15 protein-coding genes are annotated in these 15,120 nt (G+C 64.5%); 4 read left to right on the top strand and 11 right to left on the bottom strand.

Going from position 1 to position 15,120, the window contains the following annotated elements; all coding sequences use genetic code 11:
* Nucleotides 1-44: 44 nt before the first annotated feature.
* The 3 genes from ccmI to PKA57_RS04890 all read right to left on the bottom strand — a co-directional run bounded on the left by ccmI (nucleotide 45) and on the right by PKA57_RS04890 (nucleotide 4,580).
* Nucleotides 45-1,181 carry a c-type cytochrome biogenesis protein CcmI gene (ccmI, locus tag PKA57_RS04880; protein ID WP_324298073.1) on the bottom strand — a complete coding sequence of 379 codons (1,137 nt, stop codon included), beginning with the start codon at nucleotides 1,179-1,181 and terminating at the stop codon, nucleotides 45-47.
* Nucleotides 1,182-1,300: 119 nt separating this feature from the next.
* Nucleotides 1,301-2,617: an Hsp70 family protein gene (locus PKA57_RS04885; RefSeq protein ID WP_324298075.1), complete on the bottom strand. Its 1,317-nt coding sequence runs from the start codon at nucleotides 2,615-2,617 to the stop codon at nucleotides 1,301-1,303.
* A gap of 145 nt (nucleotides 2,618-2,762) precedes the next feature.
* A complete protein-coding gene (locus tag PKA57_RS04890; protein WP_324298077.1) occupies nucleotides 2,763-4,580 on the bottom strand; it encodes a PAS domain-containing sensor histidine kinase in 1,818 nt (605 codons plus the stop codon).
* Nucleotides 4,581-4,793: 213 nt separating this feature from the next.
* Between PKA57_RS04890 and PKA57_RS04895 the strand changes: the two genes are divergently transcribed.
* Both PKA57_RS04895 and PKA57_RS04900 read left to right on the top strand, forming a co-directional pair.
* Nucleotides 4,794-6,014, top strand: a complete 1,221-nt coding sequence (locus PKA57_RS04895) for a CoA transferase (RefSeq protein WP_324298079.1) — start codon at nucleotides 4,794-4,796, stop codon at nucleotides 6,012-6,014.
* Complete coding sequence (locus PKA57_RS04900; RefSeq protein WP_324298081.1) at nucleotides 6,014-7,036, top strand: D-cysteine desulfhydrase family protein; 1,023 nt, start codon at nucleotides 6,014-6,016, stop codon at nucleotides 7,034-7,036. Before PKA57_RS04895 ends, PKA57_RS04900 begins: the two co-directional genes overlap by 1 nt.
* Nucleotides 7,037-7,042: 6 nt before the next feature.
* On the opposite strand, the gene PKA57_RS04905 is transcribed toward PKA57_RS04900, so the two are convergent.
* Entirely contained in the window at nucleotides 7,043-8,473 is a 1,431-nt protein-coding gene (locus PKA57_RS04905; protein ID WP_324298083.1) for a hypothetical protein, read from the bottom strand.
* A gap of 273 nt (nucleotides 8,474-8,746) precedes the next feature.
* On the opposite strand from PKA57_RS04905, the gene PKA57_RS04910 reads away from it, so the two are divergent.
* Together PKA57_RS04910 and PKA57_RS04915 are read left to right on the top strand one after the other, a co-directional pair.
* Complete coding sequence (locus PKA57_RS04910) at nucleotides 8,747-8,953, top strand: cold-shock protein (protein ID WP_324298085.1); 207 nt, start codon at nucleotides 8,747-8,749, stop codon at nucleotides 8,951-8,953.
* Between the two features lie 99 nt (nucleotides 8,954-9,052).
* Nucleotides 9,053-10,435 carry a YhjD/YihY/BrkB family envelope integrity protein gene (locus PKA57_RS04915; RefSeq protein ID WP_324298087.1) on the top strand — a complete coding sequence of 461 codons (1,383 nt, stop codon included), beginning with the start codon at nucleotides 9,053-9,055 and terminating at the stop codon, nucleotides 10,433-10,435.
* 185 nt (nucleotides 10,436-10,620) lie between these two features.
* Here PKA57_RS04915 and PKA57_RS04920 read toward each other — a convergent pair whose 3' ends face one another.
* The 7 genes from PKA57_RS04920 to PKA57_RS04950 all read right to left on the bottom strand — a co-directional run.
* Nucleotides 10,621-10,848 carry a hypothetical protein gene (locus tag PKA57_RS04920; RefSeq protein WP_324298089.1) on the bottom strand — a complete coding sequence of 76 codons (228 nt, stop codon included), beginning with the start codon at nucleotides 10,846-10,848 and terminating at the stop codon, nucleotides 10,621-10,623.
* Nucleotides 10,849-10,941: 93 nt separating this feature from the next.
* Nucleotides 10,942-11,427: an RT0821/Lpp0805 family surface protein gene (locus PKA57_RS04925; RefSeq protein ID WP_324298090.1), complete on the bottom strand. Its 486-nt coding sequence runs from the start codon at nucleotides 11,425-11,427 to the stop codon at nucleotides 10,942-10,944.
* Nucleotides 11,428-11,540: 113 nt separating this feature from the next.
* Nucleotides 11,541-12,935 carry an ATP-binding protein gene (locus PKA57_RS04930; protein WP_324298091.1) on the bottom strand — a complete coding sequence of 465 codons (1,395 nt, stop codon included), beginning with the start codon at nucleotides 12,933-12,935 and terminating at the stop codon, nucleotides 11,541-11,543.
* Nucleotides 12,925-13,596, bottom strand: a complete 672-nt coding sequence (locus tag PKA57_RS04935) for a response regulator transcription factor (protein ID WP_324298092.1) — start codon at nucleotides 13,594-13,596, stop codon at nucleotides 12,925-12,927. Before PKA57_RS04935 ends, PKA57_RS04930 begins: the two co-directional genes overlap by 11 nt.
* 3 nt (nucleotides 13,597-13,599) lie before the next feature.
* A complete protein-coding gene (locus tag PKA57_RS04940) occupies nucleotides 13,600-13,977 on the bottom strand; it encodes a PepSY domain-containing protein (RefSeq protein ID WP_324298093.1) in 378 nt (125 codons plus the stop codon).
* Nucleotides 13,978-14,032: 55 nt separating this feature from the next.
* On the bottom strand, nucleotides 14,033-14,704 hold the full coding sequence (locus PKA57_RS04945; protein ID WP_324298095.1) for a nitroreductase: 672 nt from the start codon (nucleotides 14,702-14,704) through the stop codon (nucleotides 14,033-14,035).
* A 62-nt stretch (nucleotides 14,705-14,766) separates the two neighbouring features.
* On the bottom strand, nucleotides 14,767-15,120 hold a 354-nt coding region (locus tag PKA57_RS04950; protein WP_324298097.1), incomplete at its 5' end, for an acyl-CoA dehydrogenase family protein.

The raw sequence follows: 15,120 nt of genomic DNA on the forward strand, positions 1-15,120 counted from the left end.
GTCCAGCCGATCAGCCATTCTGGCGCGGCGGTCAGGAGCGGGGGTTACTTCGTGGGCAGAGCTTTCTCGGCTTCGTCGAGGCTCGCAAGCGCCGATGCGTCAGCGGCGAAGGCCTTGCGCGCGCGAGCAAGCGCGGCATCGGCCTCGACCCGCTTGCCGAGCACGCCATAGGCGCGGATGAGGCGCAGCCAGCCGGGCAAATCGTTGGGCGCTTCCTCGAGGCGCGCGGCGAGATTGGAGACCATGCCTTCGATCATCTCCTGGCGGGCCTCTGGCGACATTTGCGCTGCCGCGCCGACCTGTTCGGCGCTCGGTCCCGGCGCCGCCTGCCCCGGATTTTCGAGCGCGGCGAGTTCGGCCTCGACGCTCCGCCGCCAGGATGCGTCGGCGGAGGCAGATGCAAGGAGCGCCTTCCAGCGCTTGATCGCGGCGTCCTTCTTGCCGTCCTCGATCTCGGCGAGGCCGAGATAATACTGGGTGCGGGGCTCACGAGGGTCGAGCGCGGCCGCGCGCACGAAATCCTGTCGCGCCGCCGGCACGACGACGCCGCCCGCCTCGAGCACCGCCGCTTCGCCACGCGCCGCAAGACGGCCCGCATTCTCGCCGCCAAGGGCGATGGCCCTGCTCCACGCGGCCTTGGCTTCGGCATATTTCTGCTGGCGGATATAGGCGGGCGCGAGCACCTCCCAGCCGCGAAGGTCCTGCGGGTCCTCTTTCAGATGCTGCTCGACGCGCAACACCAGTGCCTCGAGCGGCAACTGCTCGACGGGAGCGGACATGCGCGCCTTGAAGGGTTGATCGGGAAGTTCGGGCGAACCCAGCATGAGATAAGTCACGAGCGCGAAGGCCGGAACGGTGATGATGACCGCCATGGCCATGAATTTCCCGGTCAGGGCGCGTCCGCCGCCGCGTGCCGCCTTCCTTTTCTCGACCCCGTCAGCCGCCGCGATCAGACGCCGCGACACCTCGACCTTTGCCGCCTCGGCTTCCGCAGGCTCAAGCACGCCGCGCTCCAGATCGCGCGAGATTTCCGCGAGCTGATCCTTGTAGAGGTCGACTTCCTGGCGGCCGAAATCCGCCTCCATGCGGCGGGTGAGCGGGCGAAGTATGGCGACGATCACCGCCGCCGTCATCGCGGCGAAGAACAGCCAGAGCAGCATTTCTGAGACATTTTCAGACAAGGATGACCGCCTCCGGGCTGAAGCCCGGCGCGGGCCGCCCAAAATTCGATGCCTTTGTATAGAGGTTCGGCCGAAAAGCTCAAAGCGCCCTGGCGCCGCAGGCCGGTCATCGGCGCGGTTCAGGCCATGAAGCGCTGACGCGCCGAGAGGGCAAGGCCGGTCGCCACGGAGGTGAGTTCGCCGCCACCCGCGAGCCTTTCGGCACCGAAGCGTTCGGCGAAGAGCGCCCGCACGGCCGGGATGAAGGACGAGCCACCGGTCAGGAACACGCGGTCGACCTTTTCGGCGGCGATGCCCGAGCTCTCCATCAACCCGTCGACACAAGCTGCGATATCGGCAAGCTCCGGCGCGATCCAGCGCTCGAAATCGGCGCGCGCAATCCTCGTCTCTATATCGATAGGACCGTTCCTGAAGGTCAGGCCGGTTTCAGGCTCGGCTGAGAGCCTCACCTTCGCGGCCTCGACTGCGCGATACATGTCGAAGCCCTTGTTCTCGGAGATGAGATAGCTGAGCGCCTCGATCATTGCGCGCGCGTCGGCCCCCGAGAGGATTTCCTCGAGCATCTTCCGGGTCTTGTAGGTGTTGATGAAGCTCAACTGGTGCCAGCGCTTCAGGCTGTCATATAGCCAGGCCGGCATGGGCAGCACCTTTCCGCCGGTGCTCGCATAGGACGAGTTGCGGCCGAGCTTCGGCGCAATGCAATTCTCGACGATCCGCGCATCGAAAGCGTCGCCTGCCAGCCCGACGCCCGAAACTCCGATGATCGTCTCCGCGCGATCCCTGATGCGCCGGAAGCCCGGCCCGACATGCAGAAGGCAGAAATCGCTCGTGCCGCCACCGAAATCGCCGATGAGCACAAGCTCGTCGCGCTCGAGGCTGGCTTCATAGGCATAGGCCGCCGCAACCGGCTCGAACTCGAAATGCACATCGGGGAGCCCCGCGCCCTTGAGCGCAGCGAGGAGCCTGGTCACGGCGAAATCATCCGCCTCCGCCCGCGCTTCCCCGAAGCTGTTTCTCACGAAACGCGCCGGCCGCCCGACGACAACGGGCGACGCCTTCAGCTTCCCGATGAGATCATCCGCCAGCGGCGCCGCATCGATCATGCGTGCGACGACGAAGCCGATCAGGTTCTCGAGCGAGTAGCGGCTCCCATAAATGTTGGTTGAGGAGAAATCGGGGTTTGCCAGATAGGATTTGATCGACTGGATCAGACGCCCTTCCGAGCCCGGCTCGAGATAGGCATCGATCGCGGCGGGGCCTGCAGAGGCTTGTGGTCTGCCGTTCCGGTCCCGTTCATTCGCGTCGAAATAGAGAATGGAGCGGAAGGTCTGGAATTCCGCTCCGTCGTGAACCAGCGGCACGAGGCCCGCCGGTCCTTCGGCCGGCGCCAGCGCGAGCGCGCTGTTCGTCGTGCCGAAATCGAGGCCGATAAACATGGGTTCACCTCGCATTCGTCTGACGGGCGAGGAAGGGGCCCCGCGCCGGTCACGGCAATGCACAAGAGGAATACTGTCGCGAAAAGGCGGCGGTTCTATCCCGGCGCGGCGGCGCTGTCCAGCAGCAAAGGTGCGCGGCCCGCGCCTAGACTGCGTGAATCCTTGCTCGGCGAGCGACGAGACAGTCAGCCGGAAGGTCGACATTGACCGTCGTGCCCTGCCCCGGCGTGCTCTCGATCGTCAGAGAGCCGCCATGCAGCTCAGCCAGATGTTTCGCCAATGGCAGACCGAGGCCCGTGCCTTCATGGCTTCGCGAGAGCGTTCCGTCGATCTGCGTGAAGGGCTCGAGCGCCTTGGGAATGTCATCCGCGGCGATGCCGATACCCTGATCGATCACCGCGATGCGGAGGCCGTCCGCATCGATGTTCGCTTCCACGCGCACCGCGTCGCCGTCAGAGCTGAACTTGATCGCATTGGAAATCAGATTGATGAGGACCTGCTTGAGCGCGCGCTCGTCGGCCAGCAGCACGACTGGCGGCGTCGGCAGCGACGTTTCGACCCTGATCGACGCCTGCTGGGCGCGGGGGCGGACGATGCGGCATGCCGAGGCGACGATATGATCGAGCTCGACTTCCTCTTCATGCAGGTTGAAGTGGCCCGCCTCGATCTTCGAGAGGTCGAGAATGTCGTTGATCAGGTTCAGCAGATGCACGCCGCTATCGTGAATATCCTCGGCATATTCGCGGTAGCGGGGATTTCCCACGGGCCCGAAAAGCTCGCGCTCCAGCGCCTCCGAAAAGCCGATGATCGCATTGAGCGGCGTGCGCAGCTCGTGGCTCATATTGGCGAGGAATTCCGACTTCGACCGGTTGGCAGCCGTGGCCTGATCGCGCGCCTCGCGCAGCGCCTCCGCCTCCTTGTGCCGGGCGGTCACGTCCTGAAGGCCGACGAGATAGGCAGGAAGCCCGTGAAACCTGATGAGCGCGGCGGAGATATGCGCCCAGATGATTTCGCCATGCGCGCCCTGAAGGCACACCTCCAGGGGCTTGCGCGATTTCTGCGGCACGGCCGCCTTGCTGAGCTGGTCACGAACGACATCGTCGACGAAGAAATCTCGCGCATCGACGCTCGACGCCTCGCTCTCGCGAAGGCCGAAGAGATCGAGCGCCGCCTTGTTCGCCTGCATGACGCGGAAAGTGACCGTATCGACGAGCGCCAGAGGCAGCGGCGCGGCAAGAAAGATGCTCTGGAAACTTTCTTCCGTCGCGCGGACGGCGCGTTGCGCCTCCTGGCGAACGGCGATTTCCTTCGTCAATTGCTCGTTCGTCTCGCGCTGATGCATCAGCGTCAGGAATGTATTGCGGCGCAGACGGCTGGCGACGCGCACGGACTGGACGCCGACCCCGTTGACGATCGCCAGCAGCGACAAGGTCGTGATGAAGGATTGCAGCGTCATTTCCGGATAGGTCGCAAGCAGAGCGACAAGGCCGGCCGTCGACAACAGCGATATGAGCAGGTTGTAGACGAGCCGGTTGGGAGTACCGAAATAGAAGGCCGCAAGAAAGATCACGGCGCCGAGCGCGTGATCCGCCGCTGTCATCCCGCCTGCGCCGACCAGCACGAGGAAGACGGAAAAAATATAGGCCTGAACGAAGCTGACGCTGGCGTAGAACGCCTTGTAACTCTCTCGCGCCGCGAAGAAGACGATCGGCATGCGGGCAATGACGATGGCGCCGAGGCGGCCCGCAAGGAGAGCTACGAAAATCAGTGACGGTCCGAAAATGTAGTAGTCGACGAAACCCCAGGCGGCAAAGAGCAGCACGCATGGCTGAAGGAAGCGCATCCGCTCCACGGTCTCGTTCCAGCTCGCGTTGCGGAAATGCGCTTCCATTTCCGGATCGGCGAACTCGCCGCTCCAGAGATAGGCCCGCTCGACACCCGGTACGGGCAATTTCGCAGGCATTGAGATTTGCGCCACCGCTGACTTTTCCACGAGGCCTCCCCGGCGACGCATGTGTCGCCTGCCCAACGCGGCGGCAACTCTAGGGATAAAGCCTAAACAAATGGCAAAATTCCTGTTTCAAGGCGGGACTTTCATCAGCGCGCCGTGCCGCTTATCGTGCCCGCAGACCAAGGCCCGATCGAAAAAGGGCCGCTCAGGGATCAGGAGACGAAAATGACGGCGCAAGGTGAAGGCGGTGGCATCCTCAGCGGTATCAGGGTGCTTGATTTCGGCAGGTACATCGCCGGGCCCTATTGCGCCGCGCTGCTGGGCGACCTCGGCGCCGAGGTCATCCGCATCGAGAAGCGCGAGGGCAGCGAGGACCGTTTCGTGCAGCCCATCGTTCCCGGCGCCGCTTCGAGCGAAGGCGGCGAAGGCGCTATGTTCCTTCAGATGAACCGCAACAAGCTCGGCCTGACGCTCGATCCCATGACCGAAACCGGGCGCGGCATAGTCAAGCGGCTGGTGGCGACGGCGGATGTGGTGGTCGCCAACCTGCCCCCCTCCACGCTTTCGGCGATGGGTCTCGACTATGAAAGCCTTTGCGCGGTCAAGCCGGACATCATCCTCACCACCGTTTCGGCTTTCGGGCATGGCGGACCCTATAGCGAGCGAACGGGCTTCGACGGCGTCGCGCAGTCCATGGTCGGCGCGGCCTATCTCACCGGCCATCCCGACGAGCCCGTGAAGAGCTACGCCCCGTGGGTCGATTTCGGAACGGCGTCGCTCGCCGCCTTCGGCACGCTCGCCGCATTGATGGAGCGGGCGCGCTCTGGCAAGGGGCAGGTCGTCGAGGGCGCGCTCCTTTCCACGGCGCTCGCCTATTTCAACTTCCATCTGATCGAGCAGGATCTGCGCAAGATCAACCGCGTCGCGATCGGCAACAAAAGTCCTTACGCGGGCCCCGCCGACATCGTGCGGACGAAGGATGGCTGGATTCTCGTGCAGGTCATCGGCGCGCCGCTCTTCAAGCGCTGGGCAAAGCTCATGGGCGAGGACCACTGGCTTTCCGATCCGCGCTTCAAGGATGACAGTTCACGCGGCGACCATGGCGTCATCCTGTCGGAGCGGACGGCGCGCTGGGCCGAGAGCCGGACGACCGAAGATGCGCTTGCCGAACTCGAGAAGGCGCGCATTCCCGCGGGTCCGGTGCTCTCTCCCCAGCAGGCGCTCGACGATCCGCATATCAATGCCATGCAATATCTCCACCCCCTTGCCTTTCCTGGAATGCCGAAGCCCGCGCCGGTGATGGAAACGCCGGTGCGCCTGTCGCGTTCGCCCGGCACGCTGCGGGGCCGCGCGCCGCTTCTCGGCGAGCACACGGATGAGATCCTTGCCGCCCTCGGCTATGGGCCAGCGGAGATCGAAAAATTCCGCGGCGAAGGTGTGGTGTGATGTCCGCGGAGTTTTCGCCCTTTCCCCGTTTCCGGCTCGCCCATTTGCCGACGCCGCTCACCGAGATGACGCAGCTTTCCCGCACCATCTCAGAGCGCGGTGCACCCTCCCCGCGCCTCTTCATCAAGCGCGACGACTGCACCGGCCTTGCAGGCGGCGGCAACAAGACGCGCAAGCTCGAATTCCTGATCGGAGAGGCCCTCGCCCAGGGCGCCGACACGATCGTGACGACCGGCGCGTTGCAATCGAACCATGCGCGCCAGACGGCCGCCGCCGCAGCAGCGGCGGGGCTTCGATCCGTGCTCGTGCTGTTCGACATCGTGCCTTACGAGGGCAGGCTTTATCGCAGCTCCGGCAACCTGCTGATCGATGAGGTTCTCGGCGCCGAAGTCAGGATCGTGCAGCCGGGCACCGATGCCGTCGCGGCGATCAGATCGGTCATGGCCGAGATCGAAGCCGATGGCGGCAAGCCCTATTTCGTGCCCACCGGCGGCTCCAATGCGACGGGCTCGCTCAGCTACGCGCTCGCCTATGGGGAAATCGCCGACGCTCTCGACGCGCTCGGCATCGGCAAGGCGCGCATTGTCCATGCGTCGTCGAGCGGTGGCACGCAAGGCGGCCTCATCGCGGGCGCGGCCTTGCGCGGAAAAGGCCCCGCCATTCACGGTATCAACGTCTATCGCATCGATACGAAGGCCATGGCCGACGGCATCCACAAGCTCGCCACCGAGACGGCGAACCTTCTGCGCATCCCTGCGCCTCCAAGGGATGCGGTTCACCTCGAAGACGGATTTCTCGGCGAAGGCTACGGCATGCCGACAGCGGCCATGGTCGAGGCCGTCGAACTCGTCGCTCGAAAGGAAGGCATCCTTCTCGATCCGGTCTATACGGGAAAGGCGATGGCGGGCTTCCTCGCCCTCATTCGTGCCGGACGCTTCGCGGACGATGAGGCGCTCGTCTTCCTGCATACGGGCGGTATGCCCGGCCTTTTCGCCTATGAAGAGGAGTTTCTTCGCGCCTGAGCGCGATCAGGACGCCTGAGCGGCGGCGGCAACCTGCCCGCGCCGGCGCAGCGTCTGCGCCATACCTGCGGCGCCCATCACCTCCCGGTAGCCGACGACGATGTCGAGATAGGCTTGCGCGTTGGCCCGCTCCGCGCCCTTGGAGCGCCGCAATTCCTCGATGAGCCCATCCTCATAGGACTGAAGATAGGTTTCGATCTGCTGATGCACGGTCTTGCAGTGAGCCTGTGCGCCGATGGATTCCACGGAGGGGCAGACTTCCGTCACGAAGCGCAGGCAGGCGGCCGCACGCTCGGCCCTGCTGAAATTCGGCGCCTTCGTCACATCCGGGCGGCGCGGCCCGTTCTTTCCATAGCTTCCGATCTGGTGCAGCGGCAGCGCGCGGGCAAGCTCCAGTTCGAACCGCGACATCTCCTCGGCAATCGCCGCCGAGAGCCGCGCGCGGGCCGCGAGAATCCTGTGCCCCCAGTCGCTGCAGCGGCGAATGTCGATCTCGCGGATGAAGCCTTGCGAAACTTCGGCGAAGCGCCCGATCTGAACGCGCATCTCGTCGAGGTCGCTCGTCCCCACGCGACGTTTGCTCATCGTGTCGGCGATGTTCTCGAGTTCGCGCAGGAAGATCTCGCCAAGCTCGGCCAGGCCGGAACGGCTGACCGCGGCATCGTTGCCGAAGCCCACGAGCTTTCGCGCGAGCCTCAATATCTGCCAGGGCTCCTCGAGCCGCGCCATCACGGCGAAGGGCACATAGATGCCGTTCTCCATCGAGGCATGGCGGGCCTCGTTGTAGATTTCACCTACCCTTGCGACCAGCGCCTCGTCGAAGTCCGCGATCCGGCTCGGCAGTTCCTTGTGCACGGCGAGCATGAAGCTCGCGACGGAAAGCGCGCGGGCCATTTCAAGCGCGTCGTCGAGAACGTGCTCGCCGCCCAGCAGGCGCTCGATCTTCCGCCGCTCGGCCGTGTCGCGCCGCGCCGCATCCACCGCCGCCAGGATGGCTGTCGAGCAGGTGGCATAGAGAACCGCGAGCGTGCCGCCACGCGCGGCCTCGTCCGTCTCGAGCGTTTGCGCGACAAGGCGGCGGATGATGTCGGGCAGCGTATCCGGCAGCAGCTCCTTCTCGAGCCAGAGCCAGACCGGCGCGATAGAGCCGCGCCTGATCTGCTTGCGAGACGAGGTCGGGTCAAAGCGGTCGACGAGCAGGTCCGCGAAGGGCATGCAGAACAGGCGTTCCGGGCCCGGCGTGCCGATCCGCGCGCCGCCGACATTGGCAAGCAACGGCCGGATCGAGGACAGAATGAGGTCGTAAGGCAGGCCGTTCGCCCCGCGCAGCCTTTCCCGCTCGAGACCCTGGGCGAGTTTCGCCGCTATCGACGGCGAGAGCCGCGACAGATAGTCGTTCAGGCGTTCTACAAGGGGGGCGGCGTTCTTGGTATCCATGGCCCTTCAACAGTCCGGCACGCAGCATGGCGTGTAGAAAATCACGACCGGGCCAACATGGGCCGGCCTCCGGAATTCAGCGTCTGGAGAGAAGCTTAGCCAGCCATGTTTAACAATATCTTCACGGGGTCTCACCCCCCGGAAGGGCCCGGATCGGGCAGGTTTGCGCCCATATTTTCGGTAGGCCGGAATTGGAGAAAGTGCTAGCGTTTACGACTGGCGTCATTGAAACCGGCGTCATTCTTCAATTCACGACGAGGCGATCTAGGCAATATGGCTACTGGAGTTGTGAAGTGGTTCAACGCCACTAAGGGATATGGATTTATTGCGCCGGAAGATGGTGGCAAAGACGTCTTCGTCCATATCTCGGCCGTCGAGAGGGCCGGGCAGAAGGCTCTCAAGGAAGGTCAGAAGATTCAGTACGAACTGGTCGAAGGCCGCAACGGCCGGTTCTCGGCGGAAAATCTCGTTCTCAGCTGAGACGGGTCCATCCGCGGCGGATCCCGCCCCCCACTCGAGTTCAAGGCCCTCCCCCGGGAGGGCCTTTCAATTTGCACCAGCACCGCTAGCATCGTCTTCATGCTGAATGCGGTTTCGATCTATGGCCGGCTGCGCGCGCTTCTGTGGGAGGAGCCTCTCGAAGAAGCGCCCCTCTGGCGTGTTGGCCTGATCGAGGCCGGCCGTATCGTCTGGGTGGTTGCCCGCGACCTCATCGACGGCAGGCTCAATCTGCGCGCCATGAGCCTCGTCTATACGACGCTGCTGTCTCTGGTCCCCGCGCTCGCCATCGGCTTTGCGATCTTTCGCGCCTTCGGCTTCGACAGCTATCTCGAAAGCATGCTGGTCGAATTCCTCGGCCCGCTCGGCGAGCAGGGCAAGGAGATCACCCAGCGGGTGATGGAGTTCGTCGGCCGGGTCAATGCGAATGTGCTGGGCACGGTCGGCTTCGCCTTCCTCCTCTACACCGTGATCTCGATGGTCAACAAGATCGAGGAAGCGTTCAACAGCATCTGGCACGTCACGGCGAGCCGCTCGCTCACACGCCAGTTCACCGAAATCATCGGCATGGGCGTCCTCGGCCCCATCGTCGTGCTGACGGCGATCGGCATCATGGCAAGCACGCTCTCGCACTCCTTTCTGGGCGGCCTTGCGGAGGCGGAGCCCTTCCGCTTCCTCATCGCCCAGACAAGCCGCATCGTGCCCTATGCGGTGCTGATCGGCATGTTCGCCTTCATCTACATGATGATCCCCAATACCCGCGTCACATGGAGCGCGGCACTGGTCGGCGCGAGCGTCGCCGGTGTCGTCTGGGGCGCGACGGGCTGGGCCTTCGCCACCTTCGTCGTCAAATCGGCGCAGTATGTCGCCATCTATTCAGCCTTTGCGAGCCTCGTCGTCTTCATGATCTGGCTCTATGCCGCCTGGCTCATCCTTCTTGCTGGCTGCGCCATCTCCTTCTACTTCCAGAACCGGCGTCACCTCTCGCCCGCCATCGGCCTCGCGCTGCTGACCACGCGCCAGCGCGACCGCATCGCGATACACATGCTGCTGCTCGTTCACGAGGCATTCGAGAAGGGGCAAACGCCGTGGACGGACGAAACCGTGTCGAACCGGCTCCATCTGCCTCTCGAAGCCGTCAACCGGATAGAGGCAGTGCTGCTCGAAGCGGGACTTCTGACGCACTCGAACGACCGTCCGAGCCGGCTCATACCCTGCCGCCCGGCGGAACTCGTGCGCATCGCGGATGTGATCGAGGCCGTCCGCCTGCACACCGAGACAGGCGGCATTCCCGACCGTTCGCTCGCGCATGAAGCGCGGATCGACACCCTTTTCACCCGGCTCTCGGAAGCCGAAGCCGCCATCCTGGACGGAACCACCATCGCCGACCTGCTGCGGGGCAATGCAGAAGGCCCGGCTGAAGGCGGCGCGATCGCTGCTGCCGCGCCGGCTTCCAAGCCTTGATTCGTGCGTGCTCGTGCGCCGGTGCTTCCGGCCGTGCCTTTCCATCCGCCGCGACATCGCTCCCCGAAATGCGAAAAAGCGAGCAAGCCTGCCAGCTTCAGCACACTCGATGCTGTGCTTGCCGAACTTTCACATACATTTCCTTGACGGAATCTGCGTTGCGTCCCAGGCTGAAGGTCCTGGGTTCAACCATTGAAAGGAGGTGATCTGATGTCTAACGGTTTGATGACACCGTTTGCCATCGCCAGCATTTCGATCGCGACAGAGGATCGTAACGCGAGCGCGGTGAGGTCGGACACTCCTGGAGACTTCATCGCCTGACGACGATCGTCGTCACCCGGCGAAAACCGCTCGGGTAACGCGACAAATGCGCCAAGAGCGACAAACGGAGCGGCCCTGTAAACGATGAACATAACGGGCCGCGTCGCAGCCGTTCCGAACTGGCCGCCGTACTCCAGATGGGTGTACGGCGGCCTTTTCAATTTTCGGCACACTCCCGACGGCGATCAGCCGTTCTGGATCTGCCAGCTACCGTCAGGCTGGCGGCAGGCGGTTCCGAAAGCCTGCTCTGCGCGCCCGCCGATATAGACCGTCTGCTGATATTCGCGGCAATAGCCCGCGCTCGTCCGGTAGCTGCGACCGGGCTCGACATAGCCGTAATTGCCGCTATCCGGATTGCGCCATTCCGTCCGCGCGCCGCTCTCGAAGGAGCGGTAGGACGCCTGCGAGAGATATTGCTGGTCGGCGCGGTCGAGACTCTGGCCGATGCTGTTGCCGACGAGCGCGCCGAGCAGCACGCCCGCGCCCGTCGCCCAGAGGCGGCCTGTGCCGCCGCCGATCGCCTGACCGGCAAGGCCGCCGATGACGGCGCCGCCCACCGTACCCATGGTTTGCTTCGGCCCGTAGCCGCCATATCCGCCGTAACCGTTCTGTGCGCAGCCCGCGAGGGTGGCGGCGAGAGCGGCAGCCAGCGCGATGCGAGAGATTTTCATGGGATACCCCGATATCGATCGTTGAAACCGGAGCTGATCCTGACGGACGGCGCTTGAGCAGGCGCTGAACGGTGCATTCATCCTGCGTTCAGATTGACGCCGCCCGCGCGCCCCTACTCGCTCGCCGCTGGCAGAACGAGTTCGGCGCGAAGCCCGCCGAGCGCGGCATCGGCGAGATGAAGTTCGCCGCCATAAAGCTCCGCGATCTCGGTCACGATGGAAAGGCCGAGGCCCGAGCCGGGTTTCGTTTCGTCAAGCCTGCTGCCTCGGCGGAGCGCGGCCTTGCGCTTTTCCTCCGGAACGCCTGGCCCATCATCCTCCACCGTCACCATGAAGGCGGGGCGGCCCTTGCGTGGCGCTGAAAGCGGCCGGGCCTTGAGTTCCACGCGGGCGGCCGCCCATTTGCAGGCATTGTCGAGCAGGTTTCCGGCCATCTCCTCTAGGTCTTGCGCCTCGCCGCGAAAGCCGAGGTCTTCCGGACATGCGACAACGATGGATATGCCTCGCTCGGCATAGATGCGTTCGAGCGTCCGCGCGAGCCGGGCGAGCGTCGGCGCGACCGGCGTGTGCGCGCCGAAGACATTGGCCGATGCCGCCATGCGGGCGCGCGCAAGGTGGTGGTCGATCTGTTCACGCATATTCGCCGCGAGTTTGACGGCCTGCTCGCCGAATCCGTCAGGATGGGCGCGCGCTTCGTTGGTGAGGACGCTCAGCGGCGTTTTCAGCGCATGGGCGAGATTTCCCACATGCATGCGCGCGCGTTCCAGCACCTCGCGGTTGCTTTCGAGGAGCGAGTTGATCTCTTCGGCCAGCGGCTCGATCTCGCTTGGAAACTGTCCGTCCAGCTTTGTCGCCTTGCCGGAACGGATCTGCGCGAGCGCGCGGCGCACGCCTTCGAGCGGTCGCAGACCGAAGCGGACCTGAATGAGAAGCGCGATCAGGATACCGGCGCCGAGCCCCACCATCGCCGTGAAGACCGTGCTGTTGAAGCTCTGGATGTCGGCTTCCATTTCCGCCTTGTCGCCTGCGACGGCAAAGGAAACCGGCACGTCATAGCCCGGCAGCATGACGCGGCGCTCGACGACGCGCAGCGACTGGTTTTCGGGGCCCGTCGCATCGAAATAGCGCGCGCCGGAGACGTCTCGCCTCGAATCCTTGCCTTCCGCAAGGTCGATCGACTGGTCGAAGAGCGAGCGCGAACGCAGGGCGAGGCGTTGCGCGAGCGGCGCGATCTGCCAGTACCAGCCCGAATAGGCGAAGTCGAAGCGCGTTTCGTTGAGGTCGCGCGAGCGGACGATCTGGTGCTGATCGTTCACCTCGGTCGTGGCAATGAGGCTTCCGAGCAGCACTTCGAGGCGCGCATCGAAAGAGCGCTCGACCGTATTGCGGAAGATCGAGGAAAGGATGATGCCGCCCGCAAGCAGGACGACAGAACTCCACAGCGCAGCGCCCGCCACCAGCCGAAAGGCGAGGCTGTCGGTGCGGAGGTGCAGACTTCTAGGCAGCATCTTCCGGAGCGGCGAGCCGGTAGCCGAGCCCCCTCACAGTTTCGATCATGTCCTTGCCGAGCTTGCGGCGGAGCCGGCCGACAAAGACCTCGATGGTATTGGAATCGCGGTCGAAATCCTGATCGTAGAGATGCTCCACGAGTTCGGTGCGCGAGATGATGCGCCCCTGATGGTGGATCAGATATTCGAGCAGCCGGTATTCGAGCGAGGTGAGCTTGACCGCCGTGCCGTTGACCGTGACCCGCGAGGTCCGCGTATCCACCCGCAAGGGGCCGCATTCGAACTCGCTCGTCGCATGGCCGCTCGCCCGGCGCAGAAGCGCCCTGAGGCGCGCCAGCACTTCTTCCATGAAGAAGGGTTTGGCCACGTAGTCGTCGGCCCCGGCGTCGAAGCCCGCCACCTTGTCCGACCAGCGGTCGCGCGCGGTGAGGATCAGCACCGGCATGTTGCGGCCCGCCCGCCGCCACTTCTCGAGCACGGTGACGCCGTCCATTTCCGGCAGGCCCAGATCGAGGATCACCGCGTCATAAGGTTCCGTATCGCCGAGAAAGTGTCCCTCCTCGCCGTCCATGGCCTTGTCGACGACATAGCCCGCCTCGGTGAGCGCGGTCACGAGCTGGCGATTGAGGTCCGGGTCGTCCTCGACGACGAGCAGTCTCATGCCTCAGCGTCCTCCCTGGCGATAGCCCAATATTTCACCCGTTGCCGCATCCGCCGAGACGATAGCGACGCTGCCGTCGGCGGTCATCAGCTTGATGAGATAGACCGGGCGGCCTCCGCCGTCCACCAGTTGCGCGTCTAGGAGGCGGCCGGGATGGCGCTGATGCACCTTGGCCAGCACCTTGCCGAGCGGCAGGATCTTGCCTTGGCGCACGCCTTCCCGCGCCGCATTCTGGTCGGTGCGCGTATCGGAATTCCGCAGCGGCCGGCCGATATAGGAGCGCTCCTGCGACCAAGGGGCCGCATGCACGGTCTCCGCGCCCGCCAGCAAGGCGAGGATCGCGGAGAATGCCAGTACGGCCGATGCGTGCGTCCTTTTCATGCCCCCGGTTCTAGCTTCCCCAGACTGAACCTTCGATGAATGAAAGAGCCCGGCTTCAGAAGCCCGAAAAGCTCGCCCACTCCTCCATCGGCGCGCGGTCGGTGCGCAGCTTGTTGATCGGCGCCGTATCGTCCATATAGCCGAGCCCCATGCCGCAGAAGAGCATGAGTTCCGGCGGCATGCTCACGAATTCCGCCACCGTCTTGTGCCAGATGGCCCAGGCTTCCTGGGGGCAGGTGTGGAGCCCCTGCTCGCGTGCCGCCAGCATCACCGACTGGGCGAACATGCCGAGATCGGACCACTGGTCGATCCCCATCTGGCGGTCGATGGCGAAGAAGATGGCGACTGGCGCATCGAAGAAGCGGAAATTGCGCGCGAATTGCTGGAGGCGGCCTGCCTTGTCCTCGCGTGCCACGCCGATCGTCGCATACATGTCCTCGCCGCATTTGAAGCGCCGCGACCTGTAGGGCTCCGTCAGGTTCTTGGGATAGATGTCATATTCCGTGCCCTCGCCGAAGGGCATCGTCTTCTGTTTCTCGGCGATGATCGCGAGAAATTCCTTCAGCCGCTCGCCCGTCAGCACATAGACATGCCAGGGCTGAAGATTGCCGCCGGACGGCGCCCATTTGGCCACGTCGAGAATGGCGCGCACGGTCGCCTCGGGCACCGGCTTGTCGAGAAAGGCCCGGCAGGTGATGCGTGTCTTCAGGGCTTCCGTAACGTTCAAGATCGTAACTCCATTCTGAATAGAAACTTCGCGGCGCCGTCCCGAGGCCGGGCCGGCTGCCGTCACCTCGCGGTCACATAGGGCCAGAGGGCGTCCGCCCCGCGCGTGATCGTCTCACGGCCGAGCCAGTCCGCCCATTCGGCACCGGATCCGAACTCTGCCCGCCACGACCAGAGGCGGCGCGTCGCGAAGTGAAGCCCGTGCTCATATGTGAAGCCGATCGCGCCATGCACCTGATGCGCGATGGAGGTCGCGATCGAGGTCGCATCGTCGGCGCGCGTTTTCGCCACCGCGATTTCGAAGGTAGCCGCGTCGCCCGACGTCACCTTGTCGGCGCGCTGGGCGGCGTGGGCCGATGCGATGCCGACTGCGGCCGACTGCGTGGAGAGCACCGCGAGCTGCTGCTGGATCGCCTG

Source organism: Parvibaculum sp. (assembly GCF_035325945.1).
Classification (GTDB): domain Bacteria; phylum Pseudomonadota; class Alphaproteobacteria; order Parvibaculales; family Parvibaculaceae; genus Parvibaculum.

Coding starts and splice junctions, on each gene's coding strand:
- PKA57_RS04885 (WP_324298075.1), bottom strand. CDS start 2,617: ATGTTTATCGGCCTCGATTTCGGCACGACGAACAGCGCGCTCGCGCTG.
- PKA57_RS04935 (WP_324298092.1), bottom strand. CDS start 13,596: ATGAGACTGCTCGTCGTCGAGGACGACCCGGACCTCAATCGCCAGCTC.
- PKA57_RS04925 (WP_324298090.1), bottom strand. CDS start 11,427: ATGAAAATCTCTCGCATCGCGCTGGCTGCCGCTCTCGCCGCCACCCTC.
- PKA57_RS04900 (WP_324298081.1), top strand. CDS start 6,014: ATGTCCGCGGAGTTTTCGCCCTTTCCCCGTTTCCGGCTCGCCCATTTG.
- PKA57_RS04915 (WP_324298087.1), top strand. CDS start 9,053: ATGCTGAATGCGGTTTCGATCTATGGCCGGCTGCGCGCGCTTCTGTGG.
- PKA57_RS04910 (WP_324298085.1), top strand. CDS start 8,747: ATGGCTACTGGAGTTGTGAAGTGGTTCAACGCCACTAAGGGATATGGA.
- PKA57_RS04930 (WP_324298091.1), bottom strand. CDS start 12,935: ATGCTGCCTAGAAGTCTGCACCTCCGCACCGACAGCCTCGCCTTTCGG.
- PKA57_RS04890 (WP_324298077.1), bottom strand. CDS start 4,580: ATGCCTGCGAAATTGCCCGTACCGGGTGTCGAGCGGGCCTATCTCTGG.
- PKA57_RS04940 (WP_324298093.1), bottom strand. CDS start 13,977: ATGAAAAGGACGCACGCATCGGCCGTACTGGCATTCTCCGCGATCCTC.
- PKA57_RS04895 (WP_324298079.1), top strand. CDS start 4,794: ATGACGGCGCAAGGTGAAGGCGGTGGCATCCTCAGCGGTATCAGGGTG.
- PKA57_RS04905 (WP_324298083.1), bottom strand. CDS start 8,473: ATGGATACCAAGAACGCCGCCCCCCTTGTAGAACGCCTGAACGACTAT.
- PKA57_RS04920 (WP_324298089.1), bottom strand. CDS start 10,848: ATGTTCATCGTTTACAGGGCCGCTCCGTTTGTCGCTCTTGGCGCATTT.